Source organism: Endoryza foliicola (genome assembly GCF_050589245.1).
GTDB classification, from domain to species: domain Bacteria; phylum Bacteroidota; class Bacteroidia; order Chitinophagales; family Chitinophagaceae; genus Endoryza; species Endoryza foliicola.
This window is the reverse complement of record NZ_JBOBEW010000002.1, coordinates 66,562-84,351: the sequence shown is the minus strand read 5'-3', so window position 1 is coordinate 84,351 and position 17,790 is coordinate 66,562. Positions and strand designations below refer to the sequence as shown.

At 40.8% G+C, this 17,790-nt stretch carries 13 protein-coding genes; 4 read left to right on the top strand and 9 right to left on the bottom strand.

Going from position 1 to position 17,790, the window contains the following annotated elements; genetic code table 11:
* Positions 1–22: 22 nt before the first annotated feature.
* Entirely contained in the window at positions 23–1,138 is a 1,116-nt protein-coding gene (locus ACQ2HE_RS04375; RefSeq protein ID WP_430898001.1) for a carboxylate-amine ligase, read from the top strand.
* 53 nt (positions 1,139–1,191) lie between these two features.
* On the opposite strand, the gene ACQ2HE_RS04370 is transcribed toward ACQ2HE_RS04375, so the two are convergent.
* The 4 genes from ACQ2HE_RS04370 to pafA all read right to left on the bottom strand — a co-directional run bounded on the left by ACQ2HE_RS04370 (position 1,192) and on the right by pafA (position 8,403).
* The gene (locus ACQ2HE_RS04370) at positions 1,192–2,514 is read right to left on the bottom strand and encodes an aspartate kinase (protein WP_430902421.1); all 1,323 of its coding nucleotides are present in this window, start codon (positions 2,512–2,514) and stop codon (positions 1,192–1,194) included.
* Between the two features lie 132 nt (positions 2,515–2,646).
* Positions 2,647–3,726, bottom strand: coding sequence for an Ldh family oxidoreductase (locus tag ACQ2HE_RS04365; RefSeq protein ID WP_430898005.1), 1,080 nt, complete (start codon positions 3,724–3,726; stop codon positions 2,647–2,649).
* A gap of 84 nt (positions 3,727–3,810) precedes the next feature.
* On the bottom strand, positions 3,811–6,660 hold the full coding sequence (locus ACQ2HE_RS04360; RefSeq protein ID WP_430898006.1) for a M16 family metallopeptidase: 2,850 nt from the start codon (positions 6,658–6,660) through the stop codon (positions 3,811–3,813).
* A gap of 108 nt (positions 6,661–6,768) precedes the next feature.
* On the bottom strand, positions 6,769–8,403 hold the full coding sequence (gene pafA / locus ACQ2HE_RS04355) for an alkaline phosphatase PafA (RefSeq protein WP_430898008.1): 1,635 nt from the start codon (positions 8,401–8,403) through the stop codon (positions 6,769–6,771).
* Positions 8,404–8,610: 207 nt separating this feature from the next.
* Here pafA and ACQ2HE_RS04350 point away from each other — a divergent pair, with 207 nt between their 5' ends.
* The gene (locus ACQ2HE_RS04350) at positions 8,611–9,870 is read left to right on the top strand and encodes an aminotransferase class I/II-fold pyridoxal phosphate-dependent enzyme (RefSeq protein WP_430898010.1); all 1,260 of its coding nucleotides are present in this window, start codon (positions 8,611–8,613) and stop codon (positions 9,868–9,870) included.
* A 473-nt stretch (positions 9,871–10,343) separates the two neighbouring features.
* Here ACQ2HE_RS04350 and ACQ2HE_RS04345 read toward each other — a convergent pair whose 3' ends face one another.
* Positions 10,344–10,877, bottom strand: a complete 534-nt coding sequence (locus ACQ2HE_RS04345) for a thioredoxin family protein (RefSeq protein WP_430898012.1) — start codon at positions 10,875–10,877, stop codon at positions 10,344–10,346.
* A 38-nt stretch (positions 10,878–10,915) separates the two neighbouring features.
* Between ACQ2HE_RS04345 and ACQ2HE_RS04340 the strand changes: the two genes are divergently transcribed.
* Complete coding sequence (locus ACQ2HE_RS04340) at positions 10,916–11,473, top strand: UbiX family flavin prenyltransferase (protein ID WP_430898014.1); 558 nt, start codon at positions 10,916–10,918, stop codon at positions 11,471–11,473.
* On the opposite strand, the gene lolA1 is transcribed toward ACQ2HE_RS04340, so the two are convergent.
* Entirely contained in the window at positions 11,470–12,132 is a 663-nt protein-coding gene (gene lolA1 / locus ACQ2HE_RS04335; RefSeq protein WP_430898016.1) for an outer membrane lipoprotein periplasmic chaperone LolA1, read from the bottom strand. The two genes, ACQ2HE_RS04340 and lolA1, sit on opposite strands and share 4 nt — an antisense overlap.
* A 104-nt stretch (positions 12,133–12,236) precedes the next feature.
* On the bottom strand, positions 12,237–14,831 hold the full coding sequence (locus tag ACQ2HE_RS04330) for a DNA translocase FtsK (RefSeq protein WP_430898018.1): 2,595 nt from the start codon (positions 14,829–14,831) through the stop codon (positions 12,237–12,239).
* Positions 14,832–14,945: 114 nt separating this feature from the next.
* Here ACQ2HE_RS04330 and ACQ2HE_RS04325 point away from each other — a divergent pair, with 114 nt between their 5' ends.
* Complete coding sequence (locus ACQ2HE_RS04325; RefSeq protein WP_430898020.1) at positions 14,946–16,904, top strand: sensor histidine kinase; 1,959 nt, start codon at positions 14,946–14,948, stop codon at positions 16,902–16,904.
* On the opposite strand, the gene ACQ2HE_RS04320 is transcribed toward ACQ2HE_RS04325, so the two are convergent.
* Positions 16,901–17,287 carry a DUF423 domain-containing protein gene (locus ACQ2HE_RS04320; protein WP_430898022.1) on the bottom strand — a complete coding sequence of 129 codons (387 nt, stop codon included), beginning with the start codon at positions 17,285–17,287 and terminating at the stop codon, positions 16,901–16,903. The genes ACQ2HE_RS04325 and ACQ2HE_RS04320 overlap by 4 nt on opposite strands.
* Entirely contained in the window at positions 17,280–17,786 is a 507-nt protein-coding gene (locus ACQ2HE_RS04315; protein ID WP_430898024.1) for a shikimate kinase, read from the bottom strand. Before ACQ2HE_RS04315 ends, ACQ2HE_RS04320 begins: the two co-directional genes overlap by 8 nt.
* Positions 17,787–17,790 lie beyond the last annotated feature (4 nt).

Here is a 17,790-nt window from a genome sequence, read left to right as displayed (position 1 = left end):
AGCATTCACCTACTTGCACTATATGGGAAGCATAAACTACAAACATTTCACGCTAGGTGTAGAAGAAGAGTACATGGTACTCGATCCTACCACACGTGAATTGAAAAGTCACGAACAAAGAATTGTAACGGAAGGGCAGAAAGTAATCAAAGACAAAGTGAAAGCTGAAATGCACCAAGCCGTTGTAGAAGTGGGTACTGATATTTGTCAGAACATTGATGAAGCCTATAAAGATGTTTCTACACTTCGTAAAACCATTTCTCACATTGCAGGAGATCTTGGCCTATGGGTAGGCGCTTCAGGAACACACCCTTTCAGTCATTGGGAAAGCCAACTCATTACCGACCACGTTCGTTACAATGAAATTGTAAACGAGCTACAAGAAGCCGCCAGAAGCAATTTGATTTTTGGATTGCATGTACACGTGGGAATGGAAAATAGAGAAATGGCCAATCATATTGCGAATAGCACGCGCTATTTTCTACCCCATATCTATGCATTGAGCACCAATTCTCCTTTTTGGGAAGGCAGAAAAACCGGTTACAAATCTTTTCGTACAAAAGTATTTGACAAGTTCCCGAGAACCGGTATTCCTGAATCATTTGAAAGCATTGAAGCGTACGATAACTATATTAAGCTTTTGGTAAAGACCAATTGTATCGACAATGCGAAGAAAATTTGGTGGGATTTGCGGGTACATCCTTTCTTTAACACTGTTGAATTCAGAATCTGCGATGTTCCAATGACGGTGCCTGAAACCATTGCTATTGCAGCCTTGTTTCAGGGTGTGTGTGCCAAAATTTACAAATTACGCCAACAAAACCTCAATTTCATTCAGTACTCTCGCGCACTAATCAACGAAAACAAATGGCGGGCAAGTAGATATGGAATCGATGGCAGAATGATTGATTTTGGTAAAGAAGAAGAAGCCAATACAAGAGTGTTGATTTATGAACTCCTCGACTTCATTGATGATGTAGTAGATCCTTTGGGTAGCCGACATGCTGTTCAATACGTTCAAAAAATGCTGGAGAACGGTACCGGCGCCGATCGACAAATGAAAGTTTTTGAACAAACCGGCCAACTACCTTCTGTGGTCGACTATATTCACAATCAATTTTTAGAAGGAACGATATAAACGAAAAAGAGTGGAGTTGAACTCCACTCTTTTTTTATCTATGCTTTCAATAGTTATTCTAACCCAAACAATCCTTTATTCAATAATTGTAAAGTTTGCGTTTTATTAGCAGAAGGCACCAAAATGGTTACGTTGTGTTTACTGCCACCATAGCTCACCATACTCACAGGTACTTCTTTCAGTGAATCGAAAAGCTTACTTAAAATGTTCTGTGTTTGAGCGATTTCATTTCCAACAACTGAAACCAAGGTTTGATTTTCTTCTACTGTAATGGTTCCAAATGGCTCTAATTCTTTCACGATTTGCTGTAAGAACTGGCCGTTATCGATGGTAACTGATACAGCTACTTCTGAGGTAGTTACCATGTCAATGGAAGTCTTGTATTTTTCGAACACTTCGAATACCTTTCTCAAGAACCCGTAAGCAAGTAGCATTCGGCTGCTCTTGATATTGATGGCATAAATGCCATCTTTGGCAGCAATAGCTTTTACTCCAACGCTGCTGGCTTCTTTGCGGATGGTTGTTCCTGCTGCGTCGGGCTGCATTGTATTCAAAAGCTTCACAGGCACGTTTTCTTGTTGTGCGGGCCAGATACAAGTAGGATGCAAAATTTTTGCTCCGAAATAGGCCAACTCGGCGGCTTCTTCAAAACTGAGCACTTCAATAGGCATGGTTTTTTTCACAACACGAGGATCGTTGTTGTGCATGCCATCTATGTCTGTCCAAATTTCACAAACCGATGCATTCACCGCTGCTGCAACAAGTGAGGCTGTATAGTCACTTCCACCGCGCTTCAAATTATCTACTTCACCTCTAACATTCTTACAAATGTAACCTTGAGTTACAAACAAATTGATTCCTGCATGTTGTGCCAATGTTTGAGCCAATTTGGTTTTAATAACACTTAATTGAGGTTCATCATTCGCATCAATGCTCATGAAATCCAATGCACTCAAATAAGCATGGCTCACTCCTTTTTCTTCGAGATAAACGCAAAAAAGTTTGGTACTCAGTAATTCACCTTGCGCAAGGATGTCCTTACTTAGCGCATCGCTGAAAGATATTTTTAGAATGATGGTTAAAAACTCGAAATGCTCGGCTACAATTTTACGTGCTTTTTGGTAAGCGGCATCTGTAGTAACTAACTGTTTGATAAATTCTTGGTAATGGGCTTCCAAGGTATCGATGTGCTGTTTTGCAGCGTCACGATTTCCGGCGGCTAAAGCATCACCGATGGCTACGAGGGTATTGGTTGTGCCGCTCAATGCGCTCAACACTACAATTTTAGGCTCTTGGTCTTTCGTGATCAACTGAGCCACTGAATGCATACGTTCGGGTTTACCAACACTGGTACCGCCGAATTTCATGATTTTCATGTACAATTCCTCTACTCCTGATGACAGGACTATTTTTGATTAACAATGAAAGAAAAGGAGGATTCCTTTAAATTGTCCGCAAAGATAGGACGACTACGTAAAATACGGTCTAAATTTTCGGTCATTAATTTGCTAAAAATTCAATAGAAACTTCTCTGCAAGGAATTTTAGGTCTTCTTCCACTACAGGTAACAGCGGAATCCCGGTTCTCATCCTTTCTGTTTCCATTTCTTTTTCGGGTTCTCCGGGGATGATAACGCGTTCTTCGCCGGCAATTGGAGTAGCCGCTTTAAAGCGTTGAATCCATTTGTCCATATGTAGTTTGAAGTCGTCTGCAGGTCTGAAAGCATCGATTCTCATGGCACCAAGGAAATGGCCAATTCCTTTACCGGGCTGTTCTTCCGGCATGGGTACATAAGCGGGGAAGGGAGGCACCCACGGACCGTAATTAGCTCCACTGAGTACGGCAGAGAAGATGTCAACAATTGCTCCTAAAGCGTACCCTTTGTGGCTTCCATGTTCACGATCTCCACCTAAAGGAAGCAAGGCTCCGCCCGATTTCAATTCGTGAGGATTTACAGAGGCATTGCCATATTTATCTTGAACCCAACCCAAGGGGGCTTTTTCATTTTTACGTTGGAGAATTTCCAATTTTCCATTCGCTGCGGTTGTGGTGGCCATATCGGCCACAAAAGGCGCTTCCTCTCCTGCAGGCACTGCTACACATATTGGATTGGTTCCAAGTAAACGTTCTGTTGAAAAGGTAGGCGCTACCAAGGGGCTCGCATTGGTCATGGCCCAACCAATCATATCCTGTTCTACTGCCATTAATGCATGGTACCCGGCAATTCCAAAATGGTTGCTGTTCTGAACACTCACCCACCCCGTTCCGGCGTTTTTCGCTTTTTCGATAGCCACTTTCATTGCAAATGGCGCCACTACTAAACCTAATCCACCGTCGCCATCAATTACTGCAGTGGATGGAGTTTCATGAATGATCTTGATGTTGGGATTGGCATTCACACGCTTTACTTCCCACAAACGAACATATCCACTTAAACGAGCTACCCCATGAGAATCGATGCCTCTTAAATCGGCACTCAGTAACACTTTAGCAGCCAATTCAGCATCAGTAGGGTTGCATCCGATTTTCTCAAAAACACTGGTTGTAAATCTCAATAACTGTAGGTAGGGAAATCTGTTTTCTGCCATGCCACAAAATAACAAATAAAATGAACAGGATGCTATGAAAAAAGGCCATGCTGCTGCATGGCCTCCAAACAAATTCGATTAAAATTAGAATCCTTTTTTCTGTTCTTTGTGTTCACCTCCGGCCGCTTCCGGCATTAACACCGCTGTGAATTGATTGGGACCACCCAAAAAGATCTTTGCAGCTTGTTGAATGTCTTTAGTTGTGAGCTTATTGATCTTTGCTTCAAAATCAGTAAAGAAAGATGGATCCGCTTTTCTCAACGCGCTGTTAAGTAAAGTCTGGCCCCATTGACCATTTTCTTTCAAAACTACTTTTTGTTGTTCTATCAATTGCTTTTTTACTTTATCTAAATAAGATTGATCGGGCCCTTTCTCTATGATCAAAGCAAATTCCTTTTGAACCGCCTTGATAAGAGTGTCTACTTTTTCAGGTCCACAAGGCAATTGCAGAATAAAACTATAATTGCTGTATGGCTCCTTTTCAAGTTGAGCAAAAGTTCCACCACCATAAATACCTTGAATTTTTTCTCTCAATTCTTCAATGATACGAATGTTCAATACTTCACTTAATACGGTCGCTTTCAATTCTAAGTCTTGTGAATAAGGAACTTCACCGGAATAAATTCCAAGAATCAAACTTTTTTGCTCTTTCCCTTTCGCGATGTTCAATTGTTTCTTCCCACTTAATGGTCGAACTTTATCGTCAACGAAATTGGTCTTCTTACCTGAAGCAGGTAAGCTTGCAATGTATTTTTCAATAAAGGGAATCATCTCTTCCACTTTAAAGCTTCCGGTAAAAACGTAGTTCATTCCGGTTACATCACCGAGGCGCTCTTTGTAAATAGCAACTGATCGATCAATGTTTATTTTATCGAAATAAGAACTGTTTGGAACTACAATGGGTGCTTTGGGATTGTTGTTGAAGAGAACTTTATACAGCGTATCTACAAAGGCTGCCTGTGGATTGGATCCTAACATAGCATATTGCGATTTATTACGCTGTGTGAAAGAGCGGAACAAAGCCGTGTCTTTGCGTGGAGCTGTAACGTAGAGGTAATTCAATTGGAAAAATGTTTCCAAATCTTTTATAGTAGAGTTTCCTGAAAATCCTTCAGTAGTTCCAGTGATGTAGGGTGCTACATTGAGTGATTTTCCGGCAAGTGCTTTTCGGAGATCCACCGGTACGAAATTTCCAACACCCATGGCGCTTACAATTTGAGTAGCATATTCGGCGCTAAATTTATCAGCTACAGCATAAGCATTCTTTCCACCAAATCGACCTGCATTCATGATCACTTGATCATTTTTGAAATCAGTGGGTTTTAAAATTACTTTAACGCCGTTGCTAAGTACTAGTTCAGTTGTTCCAAGTTTTGCATTGGCAGTTTTTGTTACAACTTTTCCGGCCTTAGGAAGCGTTGTTAACAATGATGAACTCACTGCCTTCTCTTCATAAGGTTTGAGTGTGGCCTTCTCTTTTTCATTGAGAACATTCAATACCGTTTGATTATCGGGCAATGGGTCATTTGCTTTCTTTTCCGGGCCGGTAACATAAACGAATCGATTGGTATTCTCTTTTAAGAGTTTTGTAAGGCCATTTAAGTCTTCAATGGTGATGGTAGGCAATAATTGCTTTACCAGTTCGAATTCTTTTTCAATTCCCGGACTAGGTTCTCCGGCTAAAAAATAAGAAACGTATTCTTCAACATAATTACCGGATTCGTTTTTGTCACGGTTGTTATACGCCCTTTCATAAGTAGCCAATAAATTCTTTTTTGCTCTTTCCAATTCAGAAGTAGTAAATCCAAATCGCTTTGCTCTTTCAACTTCTTCACTTAAAGCCGCGATGCCTTTTTTAACATCACCGGTACCCATATCTACATAAGCTGAAAACCCATTATAATTGCGTGCATAAGATCCAAAGCTAACTCCGGCTCTTACATAAGGTGGATTCGATTGCTGTGTTAGTTCTTGCAATCGCTGGTTCAAGAGCGTTGCAAACATGCGCTCAATAAGATCATTCTTATAATCGCCCACGGTGCTGCTTGCAGCTTGGTAGAAATAGGGATAATTGATTACCGCACTGTAGTCTGTTGCTTCCTTGTCGGTCACAATTTCTACATCAGTTTGCTTATAGGGGTATACGGCAGCCACTTCTCTTTTGCGTTCGTTTGCGGGGTTCACCAATCCTGCAAAATGCTTTTTGATCATAGCTTCTGCAGCAGCAGGTTCAATGTCTCCTACAACAATTACAGCCATTAAATTCGGGCGGTACCAATCTTTATAAAAGCGACGAATGGCATCGGACGGGAAGTTTTTAATGATGCTGTCGATACCAATTGGTAAACGTTTCGCATATTTAGATCCTTCAAATAATTTAGGGTAAATTTTTCTGAACATGCGATCATCAGCTCCTTTCCCCAATCTGCTTTCTTCAAGAATAATGGCACGTTCTCCTTCAATGTCTTCAGTTATGTAGGTTACGTTGTGTGCCCAATCTTCCAACACTTGAAATCCTTTTTCAAGATTTCCGGGTTTATCGGTTGGAATAGGAAGGATATAAACGGTTTCATCAAATGAAGTGTATGCATTCAAGTCGTTGCCGAACCCAACACCGATATCTTGTAAGAAAGAAACGATATCGTTCTTCTTGAAATTCTTTGTACCGTTAAAGGCCATGTGCTCGGCCATATGTGCCAAACCTTGTTGGTCATCGTCTTCATTAATAGCTCCTGCGTTAACCACCAATCGCAGTTCTACACGTTGTTCAGGCTTTTTGTTTTGACGAATGAAATAGGTAAGGCCATTATCGAGCTTACCCATTTTTACTTTAGGATCGAAGGGTAATTTTTGCGAGAGGTCAACACTGGATTGACCCATAGAAATTGCCACACATAGGATAAGGGCAATTGTAGTAACACTTTTTTTGATCATATTTAGGCTATTTGGTGTAAAAATAAGAACGGAAATACCTGAAAGTATTTCCGTTCGTCATGTATTAAGAAAATAATGAACTTCTTTCGTCAATTTACCCAGAAGCCATTATTGCAGTACTTCAGGAATAACATGGCCAACTGCTCCACTTGGCATTTGTACTTTCAACAATGAAGCAAGTGTAACAGCAATATCAGTCATGTACACTTCTCTTGTTAAGCTTCCTTTCTTGATCCCCCATCCCATAAACAACAATGGAATGTGAGCATCATAGGGATTAAAACTACCGTGGGTAGTTCCTGTTTTACCTCCATAGAAATACCCCGCTTTTAAAACAATTTGAATATCGCCCCCTCTTTTGGTATTGAACCCGTTCGCAAATTGTTCTCTCACCGATTGCGGCAAAGGCGCTGTAACACTGTTTGCAGTTTCAAATGCTACCAATACATCGGGGAGCTGATTCAGATATTGAACAATATATTTCTTGATAGCTGATTTATCAAGTGCGGCACTGTCAATGATTCGATCATTCAAATACAATTGATAGTTGGCAGAAGAACGAACAATGCCTTTCACTTTAAATACTTCTTCCAGTTTAGCATTCAGTTCAGTAGTGCTAGAAGCAATGGCTTTACCGGGCAGTTTATGCGCTTTATTGTAATCAGGCACATGTGCTACGGCGTGGTCTGCAGTTAAGAAAACGGTATAATTCCCCGCGCCTACTTTCTTATCTAAGAAGGTAAAAAATGCCGCTAAATCACGATCCAAACGCAAGTAGGTGTCTTCAATTTCGATACTGTTTGGTCCAAATTGATGGCCAACATAATCGGTTGAAGAAAGACTCATGGCCAAAAAATCTGTAATATCATCGGCTCCCATTCCTTCCTGTACCAACGCTTCTTGAGCGAATTGAATGGTGAAACTATTACCAAAAGGAGTGTTTCTGATGGTACCATAGTCTTTGCCTACTCTTGAAACCAAATCGTGTGGGAAAACTGGCGCTTTTTCATGTGCAAATTTGCCTTCGTAAGGCACCTCGTCGGCATCACTTTGAGTATAGGAGTCAATCGGGAAAAGGGTGTTCCAATTCAACTTATAAAAACTATCAACAAGCTTTTTATCATTAAACTTGTTCACCCATTGTGGCAAGCTATTCATGTAATATGTGCTGGTTATCCATTTCCCATAAGTGCCATCGTACCAATAGGCAGCATCAGCCGAATGTCCTGCCGGTAGGATGCCCCCTCTATCTTTAATAGCTATTCCGAGTACTTTACTTTTGAAATTAGTGGCGAGTTTCAGTTCGTCGCAAATTGTGGTGGTCCACATATTTGCAGGGCTCATGGGCTCGCCTTTTTCTACACCTACGAGTGAAACGGTTTTGTCTTCTGCACAATAGATCTCGCGATTCTGGCTTTTATCAAACCACTCATTTCCCATAATACCGTGAATTGCAGGGACAGAGCCAGTATAAACACAGGTATGCCCAGCGGCTGTAACAGTTTGAGCATAGGGAATCATTGTATTCTGACAATTCATTCCTTCTCGCATTAAACGGTTGAACCCTCCGTCAACATATCGATTTTTGAAGCGGTATAAATAATCCCATCTCATTTGGTCAACCATAATACCTACCACCAATTTAGGGCGCGGTACAGCAGCTGTTTTCGTTTGCTGTTTGAGTTGAGCAAAACCTTGTAAAAAACCGATCGTTGCGGCTGCAAGTAGGAAAGATCTGATCATTAGTAGCTTTTTTGCAAATATAAGTTCATTCGAAACTGTTTCATGTAAATTTTCTGTGAACGGATAAATATATAACTAAATGATTTACAATACAGTTGCAAATAAAATCAGTCAACTGTTGTTCGATTGGTAACGTCGGCGCAATTTGTTACCTTTGCGGCATTCAAAAACCATCCTGAAAGCCCCATCAGGTAAAAAAAATTTGATATGGCAGATTTGTTTGAAAGACTACTCAAGAACTATGGTCCCTTAGGTCAGCACCGCGAGCGTGCACACGGATATTTTGCATTCCCTAAGCTGGAGGGTGAAATTGGAACGAGAATGAAGTTCAGAGGCAAGGATATGATTGTATGGAGCTTGAATAATTATTTAGGCTTGGCGAATCACCCGGAAGTTAGAAAAGCAGATGCAGACGCAGCAGCTGAATTTGGATTGGCACTTCCGATGGGAGCGCGCATGATGAGTGGTAATAGCAACTATCACGAACAACTGGAAAGAGAGTTGGCAGCATTCGAAGGAAAAGAAGACGCCATTCTCCTGAACTTTGGATACCAAGGTATGGTGAGTTTGATTGATGTGTTGGTGAGTCGTCATGATGTAATTGTGTACGATGCTGAAAGCCATGCTTGTATCATTGACGGTGTGCGATTGCACCCCGGCCATCGTTTTGTATTTAAACACAACGATGTGGCAGATTGCGAAAAGCAATTGCAAAGAGCAACAGCTTTGGTTGAAAAGCAAGGTCAAGGAGGTATTTTAGTAATAACTGAAGGAGTGTTTGGAATGGCCGGCGACCAAGGCTTGTTGAAGGAAATTGTAGCATTAAAATCGAAGTTTCAATTCCGTTTGTTAGTAGATGATGCCCACGGTTTCGGGACGCTCGGTAAAACGGGTGCCGGTGCAGGCGAAGAGCAAGGTGTACAAGATCAAATTGATTTGTACTTCTCTACGTTTGCCAAATCAATGGCGTCTATTGGTGCATTCATTGCCGGCGACAAGGCCATCATCGACTACGTTCGTTACAATATTCGTTCTCAAATTTTTGCCAAAAGTTTACCGATGCCTCTTGTAATTGGTAACCTCAAAAGATTGGAGCTATTAAAAACTCAACCTTCATTAAAGGCAAAACTTTGGGAAAATGCCCTGAAGCTTCAAAATGGTTTGAAAGAAAGAGGATTTGATATTGGTAAAACAGATTCTGTTGTTACTCCCGTTTACATGAAAGGAGGCGTAGAAGAAGCTACCGCCATGGTAATGGATCTTCGTGAAAACTATAATATTTTCTGTTCTATTGTGGTATATCCCGTAATTCCAAAAGGGCATATCATTTACCGCTTGATACCTACTGCAGTACATACTGATGCTGATATCGAAGCTACACTGGTTGCATTTGAAGAAACCAAGAAGAAATTGGATGCCGGTGCTTACAAAGTTGAAGCAATTCCCGATATGGCTGAGTCAAAATAAGTGATTTTTAAATCGCCCAAAAAGCCCGTCTCATTCATAACGAGACGGGCTTTCTTTTTAATATTTTTTTTATTTCTGTGATTGACGCGAAGAAAGTAAAGCCTCGAATTAAGAAGCGATGTTTCCTTTTTAAAAATATTCTTGCATACCAGCAAAAAAAGAGTCCCGCAATAACGCGGGACTGCACTAATCAAATACCATTAACCATTAAACCTTATCCTATGAAAAGTCAAATATAGGGCTTGCTAAGGTCTACTTTCATTCTTTGACAAAGGGTTTTTAGTCAACTTATATTAAATTGACTGAAATCAATATAGAAATAAAGTAAATACACAAAATATTAGTCTGCAAACGTTTGCGGTTACTCTTGCAGTTCAGGAGTGTTGAGTTGGCCTAAACTGATAGAACAACCGAATAAGTGGAGTTTTAGTTTTTACTTGATGTAAATCAACTTGATTTCGATCAACTGTTTGCTATTTCCAAGAGGATTTGAATTGCTGTTGATACTGCTGAAAAGGAATTTTACCATAGTGCCCTTCCCCGAAGTAAGTAAGAATTAGTTCAAAGTCTTTGGTTTCAAGATAACCGGGGATCGCTTGAGGTTCACTACCATCAGTAGGAATGATAACGGTAGTTGGATAGGAAAGTTGACCTTGTGTTAGAAACATTGCAAAGTCATTGGTTCTGTATCTTTCATTGTAGTTGTACGATTTGCCCATCCAAGTAAAAGCGGTTCGGCTTTCTGCGTTCACTTTTACTGCGTAAAATTTGCTGGCAATATAAGCCGCCACATTCTTGTTGGAATAGGTTTTCTTATCCATCACTTTACACCAACCACACCAATCGGTATAGAGGTCAATTAATACGGGTCTTTTGGCTACTTTCAAACTGTCTTCCGCCATAGCAAGTGTCATCCATTGTGTACCCGATGGCGCTTTGTCTTTCTTCATTGACAAAAGGAACACACTGAAAATGGTCAACAAAAATCCCAGTTTAACTGTTTGCATCTTTAGTTAATATTGCTTATTAAAATAACTCAAAAATCATGCATAAAATTGTGTTGGCGATCACGGGTGCAAGTGGCTCCATTTACGCAAAACAACTCATTGAGAAACTCTTAACAGTTAAGAATCAATGGACTGACTTAGCGGTGGTGATGACTGAGAATGCCAAAACAGTGTGGGCTACCGAGCTTGGGAATAAAGATTATGAGTCCTACCCTATCCACTATTATGGCACAAATGACTTTATGGCGCCTTTCGCGTCCGGTTCCGGTCAGTACAATACGATGATTGTGGCTCCTTGTTCCATGGGAACTTTGGGGAGAATTGCCACCGGAATCTCCAATGATCTAATAACCAGAGCAGCGGATGTGGTATTAAAGGAACGAAGAAAGCTGATCTTAATGGTTCGTGACACCCCTTACAATCTCATCCACATCAGAAATATGGAAACAGTTACTTTGGCAGGGGGCATTATATGTCCGGCAACACCATCCTTTTACAGCGTTCCCAAAACTCTTGAAGAAGCTGCTGCAACTGTAACCGACAGAATCCTCGATTTGGCCGGAATTGATATCAAAACGTATCGTTGGGGAAATTAGCGCAGGTCTACTACTTCTACTCCCGGAAACTTAGCTTTATCGAAAACAAACATGGCATCTGCTACAACTGCTTTGCCATTGAAACTATTGATTGTATAGCTGAACTTATTTCCCCCTTTCTCTAAGATCCGAGTGCTGTAAATATTTTTAGTTGCTTTATCTACCAAAACATACACTTTGTGGAAGTTTTTGGTTTTATCGGTGGGAGTCAATTCTATTTCCTGAAGGGTTTTATTGCCTTCTTTTTGTTCCCCATTCAGTTTATACAGAAAATCTTTATCGTAGAAATTAGTGAACAGCTTTTGAGGTGTAATAGAAGATGCTGAATTATCAACTGCTGTGATGGTTACTTCATTGGTTGATTTATCGTAGGTCCAAATGGTTTTTCCGTCGCAAAAAATCTCTTGACCAGTGATTGACACACGGTACTTTTGGCCTTTCAAATACACCGTGCCTTTTTTAATTCCTTGCACTTTTCCTTTTGCATCTTCCACCTTCAATGTAAAAACAGCTTGAATGGCTTTGTAAGTTTTAAACTGCGCACTCACACCGTCCAATATTTTTTTGGCCGCCGGATCATTGTTTCCAATACTATTGTTTTGAGCAGAAACGGTAAGGGCAATTAAGCTGCAAGCAATAAAGGAGTAAAATGATTTCATGATAACGGTTAAAGATTTTAATGTAAATATATTGGAATTTATCAATACGTTAGACGTTGTTTGATGTTGAAACGTTCGCAACCAAGAGGAAACTTAACATATTTCTAACCGAGGCTGCTTAGGTGCTGTTCCAGATCCATTTCGGTTTTAATAAGCACATCTCGAGCCTTAGATCCTTGATTTTGGCCTACAATTCCGGCAGATTCCAGCTGGTCCATAAGACGCCCCGCGCGGTTATATCCCAATTTCATTCTTCTTTGAATGAGAGAGGTAGACCCAACTTGATGTTGAACAATCAAGCGTGCTGCGTCTTCAAACAAGGGATCTCTATCGCTCAGATCGAAATCTTTGGCATCCATGTCTTTCTCATCTACATACTCCGGAAGCAAGAAAGCTTGTGGGTAGCCACGTTGGTCACCGATATAATCACACACACTTTCCACTTCCGGGGTATCAACGAAAACGCACTGTAATCGGGAAACCTCGCCATTATAGGAGATCAACATATCGCCTTTCCCGATCAATTGTTCGGCCCCACCGGTGTCTAAAATGGTTCTTGAATCCACTTTTGACGACACTTTAAACGCGATTCGAGCCGGGAAGTTCGCTTTGATGGTACCGGTGATAATATTTACTGAAGGGCGTTGGGTAGCGATGATCAAATGGATACCAATAGCACGTGCCAATTGGGCTAAACGGGCAATGGGCATTTCTACTTCCTTACCCGCCGTCATGATCAAATCGGCAAATTCATCAATAACCAATACGATGAAGGGCAGGAATTGATGCCCTTTCTGCGGGTTTAATTTGCGTTTGATGAACTTTTCGTTGTATTCTCGGATGTTTCTGGCACCGGCTTCTTTGAGAAGATCGTACCGATTGTCCATCTCTATACAAAGTGCATTCAAGGTATTTACCACTTTCTTTGTGTCGGTGATAATAGCCTCTTCTTCTCCCGGCAATTTCGCCAAGAAATGTTTTTCGATGGTTCGATACAAACTTAATTCTACCTTCTTTGGATCCACTAAAACAAACTTCAATTGAGAGGGATGTTTTTTATAGAGTAATGATACAAGTATCGCATTCACCCCTACCGATTTACCTTGTCCGGTAGCCCCTGCCATCAGCAAGTGGGGCATTGTAGCCAAATCAACAATGAAATTTTCGTTATCGATTTTTTTACCAACGGCAATGGGTAAGCTAAAATTATTGTGTTGGAATTTTTCTGATGCCAACACCGTTTTCATGCTTACAATGGTTTTCTTCACATTGGGTACTTCAATACCAATGGTGCCTTTACCTGGAATCGGGGCAATGATACGAATTCCGAGTGCGGCCAAACTAAGTGCGATATCATCTTCCAAGTTTTTAATCCTTGAAATTCTCACCCCCGGCGCCGGTACAATTTCATAAAGTGTTACTGTTGGACCAACGGTGGCACTAATTTTTTGAATGGCAATATCGTAGTGTTTGAGGGTATTGATGATCTGGTTTTTATTAGACTCCAATTCTGTTGGATCTTGAATGATCTTTTCACTTCCATGGGTCTCCAACAAATCGAGCGGTGGATATTTATAATCGCGAAGATCCAAGGTTGGCTCGTAAGGCTCCATTTCCACGGGTTTTGCAGCCGGAGCTTCTTCTTCTTGCTCTTCTTCAGCTTCGGTTGCTACTTTGATTTCAAGTGGAATTTCAGAAAGGGGCACTTTTGGTGTAACTACCGTAGGTTCTACAATGGGCGGTGCTACCGGAGGAACCGGAGTTTCCACTGGCATTATCACTGGCGCCTCAGCTTCTTCTTCCAATGCTGCATTTTCTTCGGTGGTTTCCAGCATTCCTTTGCGAATGTCATCGGCAGCTGGAGCTTCTTTCTCAATAATGTCGAACGGTATGGAATCTGTATTTTTTGAGGGAGGTATTACTACAACACCCTTCTTTCCTTTCAACTTATTTCCTTTTGCGGGAGTTTCTACCGTATTGTTTTCGTCCTCACCAATGGGCGCTATTGCAGGAGCTGCCTCCTCCGATTCAATTGCACTTTCAGTGTTGGCAGTACTTGTTTCTTTCTTTGGTAATTTGGGAACATTGAAAACAGGATTGAAACGCCAGATAAAATAGGCCAACCCAACAACCAATAAGACCGCCGCTGTGCCGATAAAACCGATCATTTTAACCAACCAATCGCTTAACATATCTCCAAAAGCACCACCCCAAGCAAAATGATTGCGTGCCGTAAGGAACGAAAGCAACACGCTGAAGAATACTACCCCAACAATGAGGTACCGAATGTTCCTGGCTATTGAAAACAGTTTCTTAGAAAAAAGTGCATTTGCTCCTACCACAAAGAAGAAGGAACAGAAAAAATAAGATGCAAGTCCAAATCCATTGAAAAAGAACTGATGTGAGATATACGCACCAATATTACCTAATAAATTAAGTGATTTTACATCTGCCGAAGGAAGTAAAATGGAGGCGCCTTGATTCAAAACTTTGTCTTGATCTTCTCTCCAGGTAAACAAATAGGAAGTAAAGGCTACAAATAAAAACACTGCAGCCAATAAAGAGAGGGTACCAGCAATTTTTCGGGTTCTTTCATCCCTTACCAGTTGTTGAACAGATACTTTGATATCTTCTTCGGGCTTTAATTGGTCAGCCGTAGGTTTGGATGTTTTCTTCCCCGTCTTCAATCGATTCGCCATAGTGCAAAGATAAGTACTAGCCGCCATTGGCAGCGATCTGTGGGCAATTTACCTGTTTTTGGGCTGCTGACTTAAAAAATGTATTTTTCAGGTACCAAAACCAAGAAATTGCACATGAACCGAATCCGAGAAAGCAACCTTCAACGCATGCTAAAAAAGCTCCTTTTAGCCCTGTTCTTGCTTTCATCGGTTAAATCTTTGACTGCTCAACAACTGCCGGTCGACTCAGTTCGCGATGTTGCCACCATTCGACTCTACGATAATATCAACCGCCTCGCGGTATTCAATTCTAAAAACATTGACCAAGTAGAGGCTTCTGAACTCCAAAATTTGGAGTACCAACACATCCCTTATACAGCGATGAACCCGAGCATGCCGGATCGCTTTTTGGAGCACAAGCTGATCATGTGTTTTGCTGTTACCAATACCCTGCCTATTGAGAAGGAAGTGTATTTCTCACCAGGCTACTACCATCGAAATTTTGAACTTTACTATACTGATAAAAAGGCCGGCGTTAACAGTCCCATTCCTGTTCCAGAACAAGCAGAGGATGACAAATATTTCAAAGGAAGCCGCTTGCTGACCATACAGCCCGGTGATACAATTGTTTATTTCGCCGAGATGAATTTCATTCGTACCAATGCCAACCATTTCAATCCCTGTATTATAGAGAAGGACTTTATAAAAAGTTGGGCTCACCAGTTGAAGTTTAGAGATACAGGGATGGACATGATGACCTATATTTTTGCCGGAATGATGCTTCTCATGGTGTTTTATTCTCTATCGCTCTTCTCGCAAAACAGAAATAACGAATTTCTCTATTATGCCATCTACGCTACATGCTCCACTTTTGTGTTTTTCTTTAAAACCTCGGCTATTGGACTAAACGTGGAATGGAATTTCCTCTATGAGGAGTATTATGACTTTCTTGGGTTAGTTGTGGGAGTTATTTTCTATCTGATTTTCATGAGCAAATTTCTCAACACCAAAACAGATCATCCTTTTCTTTATAAGTTTTTCAAAGTTACGATGGTGATTTTGGGATTAATGTTTTTAGTGTTCACCTGTGTTTACTTTTTCACTACTCAGTACGTGTTACTTTATATCATTGAAAATTATGTAACAAAAGTCTTCATGTTTGTTACAGGAATTGTATTCATCGTATATGGTTTGAGAAAGAAAGATGCGCTCATTAAGTATCTAGCAGCCGGAAACATCGCATTATTGGTATTTTCAGTGCTTTCGCTAATGACCATTTTCAAAATAAAATTCTCTGCTGATAAATTCTCATTGTTCAATCGAGGTCTGTTTTATTATGAAGCCGGTGTAGCGCTTGAGTTGTTAGCGTTCTTATTGGGATTGTCTTACAAAAACAGAGTCGAAATTTCTGAAAGAGCCCGTGAAAAAGAACGTTTATTATTGGAAAAAGAAAGAAATGAGTTTGAAAAACAATTGGCGATCGCAACCACAAGACAAGAAGAGCGTGATCGAATTTCTGCCGACATGCACGATGAGTTAGGGTCGGGAATGACCGCAATCCGTTTGATGAGTGAAATTATGCGTACCAAAATTAAGGATGATAAATTTCCTGAATTGGAACGCATCTCCAATGCATCGAATGACCTATTGGGAAAAATGAACAGTATTATTTGGACCATGAAAAGTTCGAATGATAGTTTAGAAAGTCTGATTGCTTACGTACGTTCGCACACCCTTGAGTATTTCGACAATACAGAGATCAATTGCCGCGTGGCACTTCCCAATAGCATTCCAAATGTGGAGATGAGTGGAGAGAAAAGAAGAAACATCTTTTTGAGTATAAAAGAATCGCTCAATAATATTCTGAAGCATGCACATGCTACAGAAGTATCCATGGGAATCGAGATCAATACCGACAAGAAGACTTTGGCCATTCGGGTTACCGATAATGGGGTTGGAATTGATCAAGAGAAACTCAAACGATTTGGAAACGGATTAAGCAATATGAAAAGAAGAATGGAAATGGTTGAAGGAAGCTTAGAAGTAAATTCCAGCGATCAAGGCACCACTATCTTGTTTGTCGCACCGTTTTAAGACTTCCAGAACGCTTTTGCCATTAGCAACCAACCAACTATAAATGCCACTCCTCCCAATGGAGTAATAATTCCAATTCCGCTCAAACCAACGGTATCGGTAGCTTTCAAAGCTGTGAGCGCGTAGAGTGATCCACTAAAAAGTAAGATTCCAATTTGAAAAAAGAGTGCTGCTTGTAAAAGTGCTTTGGATGGAACTTGTGCATACACCACACCGATAATTAATAAAGCAAATACGTGGTAGAATTGATACTTTACACCTGTTTCAAAAGTTGTAACTGTTTCAGGAGGCACCAATTGCTTCAATCCATGCGCACCAAAAGCACCAAGCGCTACGGCAAGGGCACCAAGAATGGAGGCTGTAATCAGGGTTTTCTTATGCATGTACTATTTGTTCGATAAGTGATGCTGGAGTTGCTTTATCTTCTTCTACATGAACATGTGCTTGCTCATAATAGATTCTTCTGTCGTTCATTTTCTTTAAGATGAATGAATGCAAGGCCTCATCGGACACTTCATTCAACAAAGGCCTTTTCTCTTTCTCTTTAACCAGCCTTTTCACCAAGGCTTCTACAGCCGGATTGAGCCATACTACGGTTCCCGACTGTTTCATTAAATCAATATTCTTAAAGAAACAAGGAGTGCCACCACCGCAGGAAAGAATCATCTCAGGATGCTCTTGAATCATTGCATCCAAGGTTTCATGTTCTAATCTACGAAAATACTCCTCCCCCTTGGATTCAAAGATTTGAGCAATGGTTTGGTTTTCCTTTTCTTCAATCACTGAGTCTAAATCATAGAAGTTTATTTTCAACGCATCTTGTAGGATGCGTCCCCAATGGCTCTTACCACTGCCCATAAACCCAATTAGGAAAACTCTCATGTTT

Coding starts and splice junctions, on each gene's coding strand:
- ACQ2HE_RS04315 (WP_430898024.1), bottom strand. CDS start 17,786: ATGAGAGTTTTCCTAATTGGGTTTATGGGCAGTGGTAAGAGCCATTGG.
- ACQ2HE_RS04325 (WP_430898020.1), top strand. CDS start 14,946: ATGAACCGAATCCGAGAAAGCAACCTTCAACGCATGCTAAAAAAGCTC.
- ACQ2HE_RS04320 (WP_430898022.1), bottom strand. CDS start 17,287: ATGCATAAGAAAACCCTGATTACAGCCTCCATTCTTGGTGCCCTTGCC.
- ACQ2HE_RS04360 (WP_430898006.1), bottom strand. CDS start 6,660: ATGATCAAAAAAAGTGTTACTACAATTGCCCTTATCCTATGTGTGGCA.
- ACQ2HE_RS04340 (WP_430898014.1), top strand. CDS start 10,916: ATGCATAAAATTGTGTTGGCGATCACGGGTGCAAGTGGCTCCATTTAC.
- pafA (WP_430898008.1), bottom strand. CDS start 8,403: ATGATCAGATCTTTCCTACTTGCAGCCGCAACGATCGGTTTTTTACAA.
- ACQ2HE_RS04375 (WP_430898001.1), top strand. CDS start 23: ATGGGAAGCATAAACTACAAACATTTCACGCTAGGTGTAGAAGAAGAG.
- lolA1 (WP_430898016.1), bottom strand. CDS start 12,132: ATGAAATCATTTTACTCCTTTATTGCTTGCAGCTTAATTGCCCTTACC.
- ACQ2HE_RS04370 (WP_430902421.1), bottom strand. CDS start 2,514: ATGAAAATCATGAAATTCGGCGGTACCAGTGTTGGTAAACCCGAACGT.
- ACQ2HE_RS04330 (WP_430898018.1), bottom strand. CDS start 14,831: ATGGCGAATCGATTGAAGACGGGGAAGAAAACATCCAAACCTACGGCT.
- ACQ2HE_RS04345 (WP_430898012.1), bottom strand. CDS start 10,877: ATGCAAACAGTTAAACTGGGATTTTTGTTGACCATTTTCAGTGTGTTC.
- ACQ2HE_RS04365 (WP_430898005.1), bottom strand. CDS start 3,726: ATGGCAGAAAACAGATTTCCCTACCTACAGTTATTGAGATTTACAACC.
- ACQ2HE_RS04350 (WP_430898010.1), top strand. CDS start 8,611: ATGGCAGATTTGTTTGAAAGACTACTCAAGAACTATGGTCCCTTAGGT.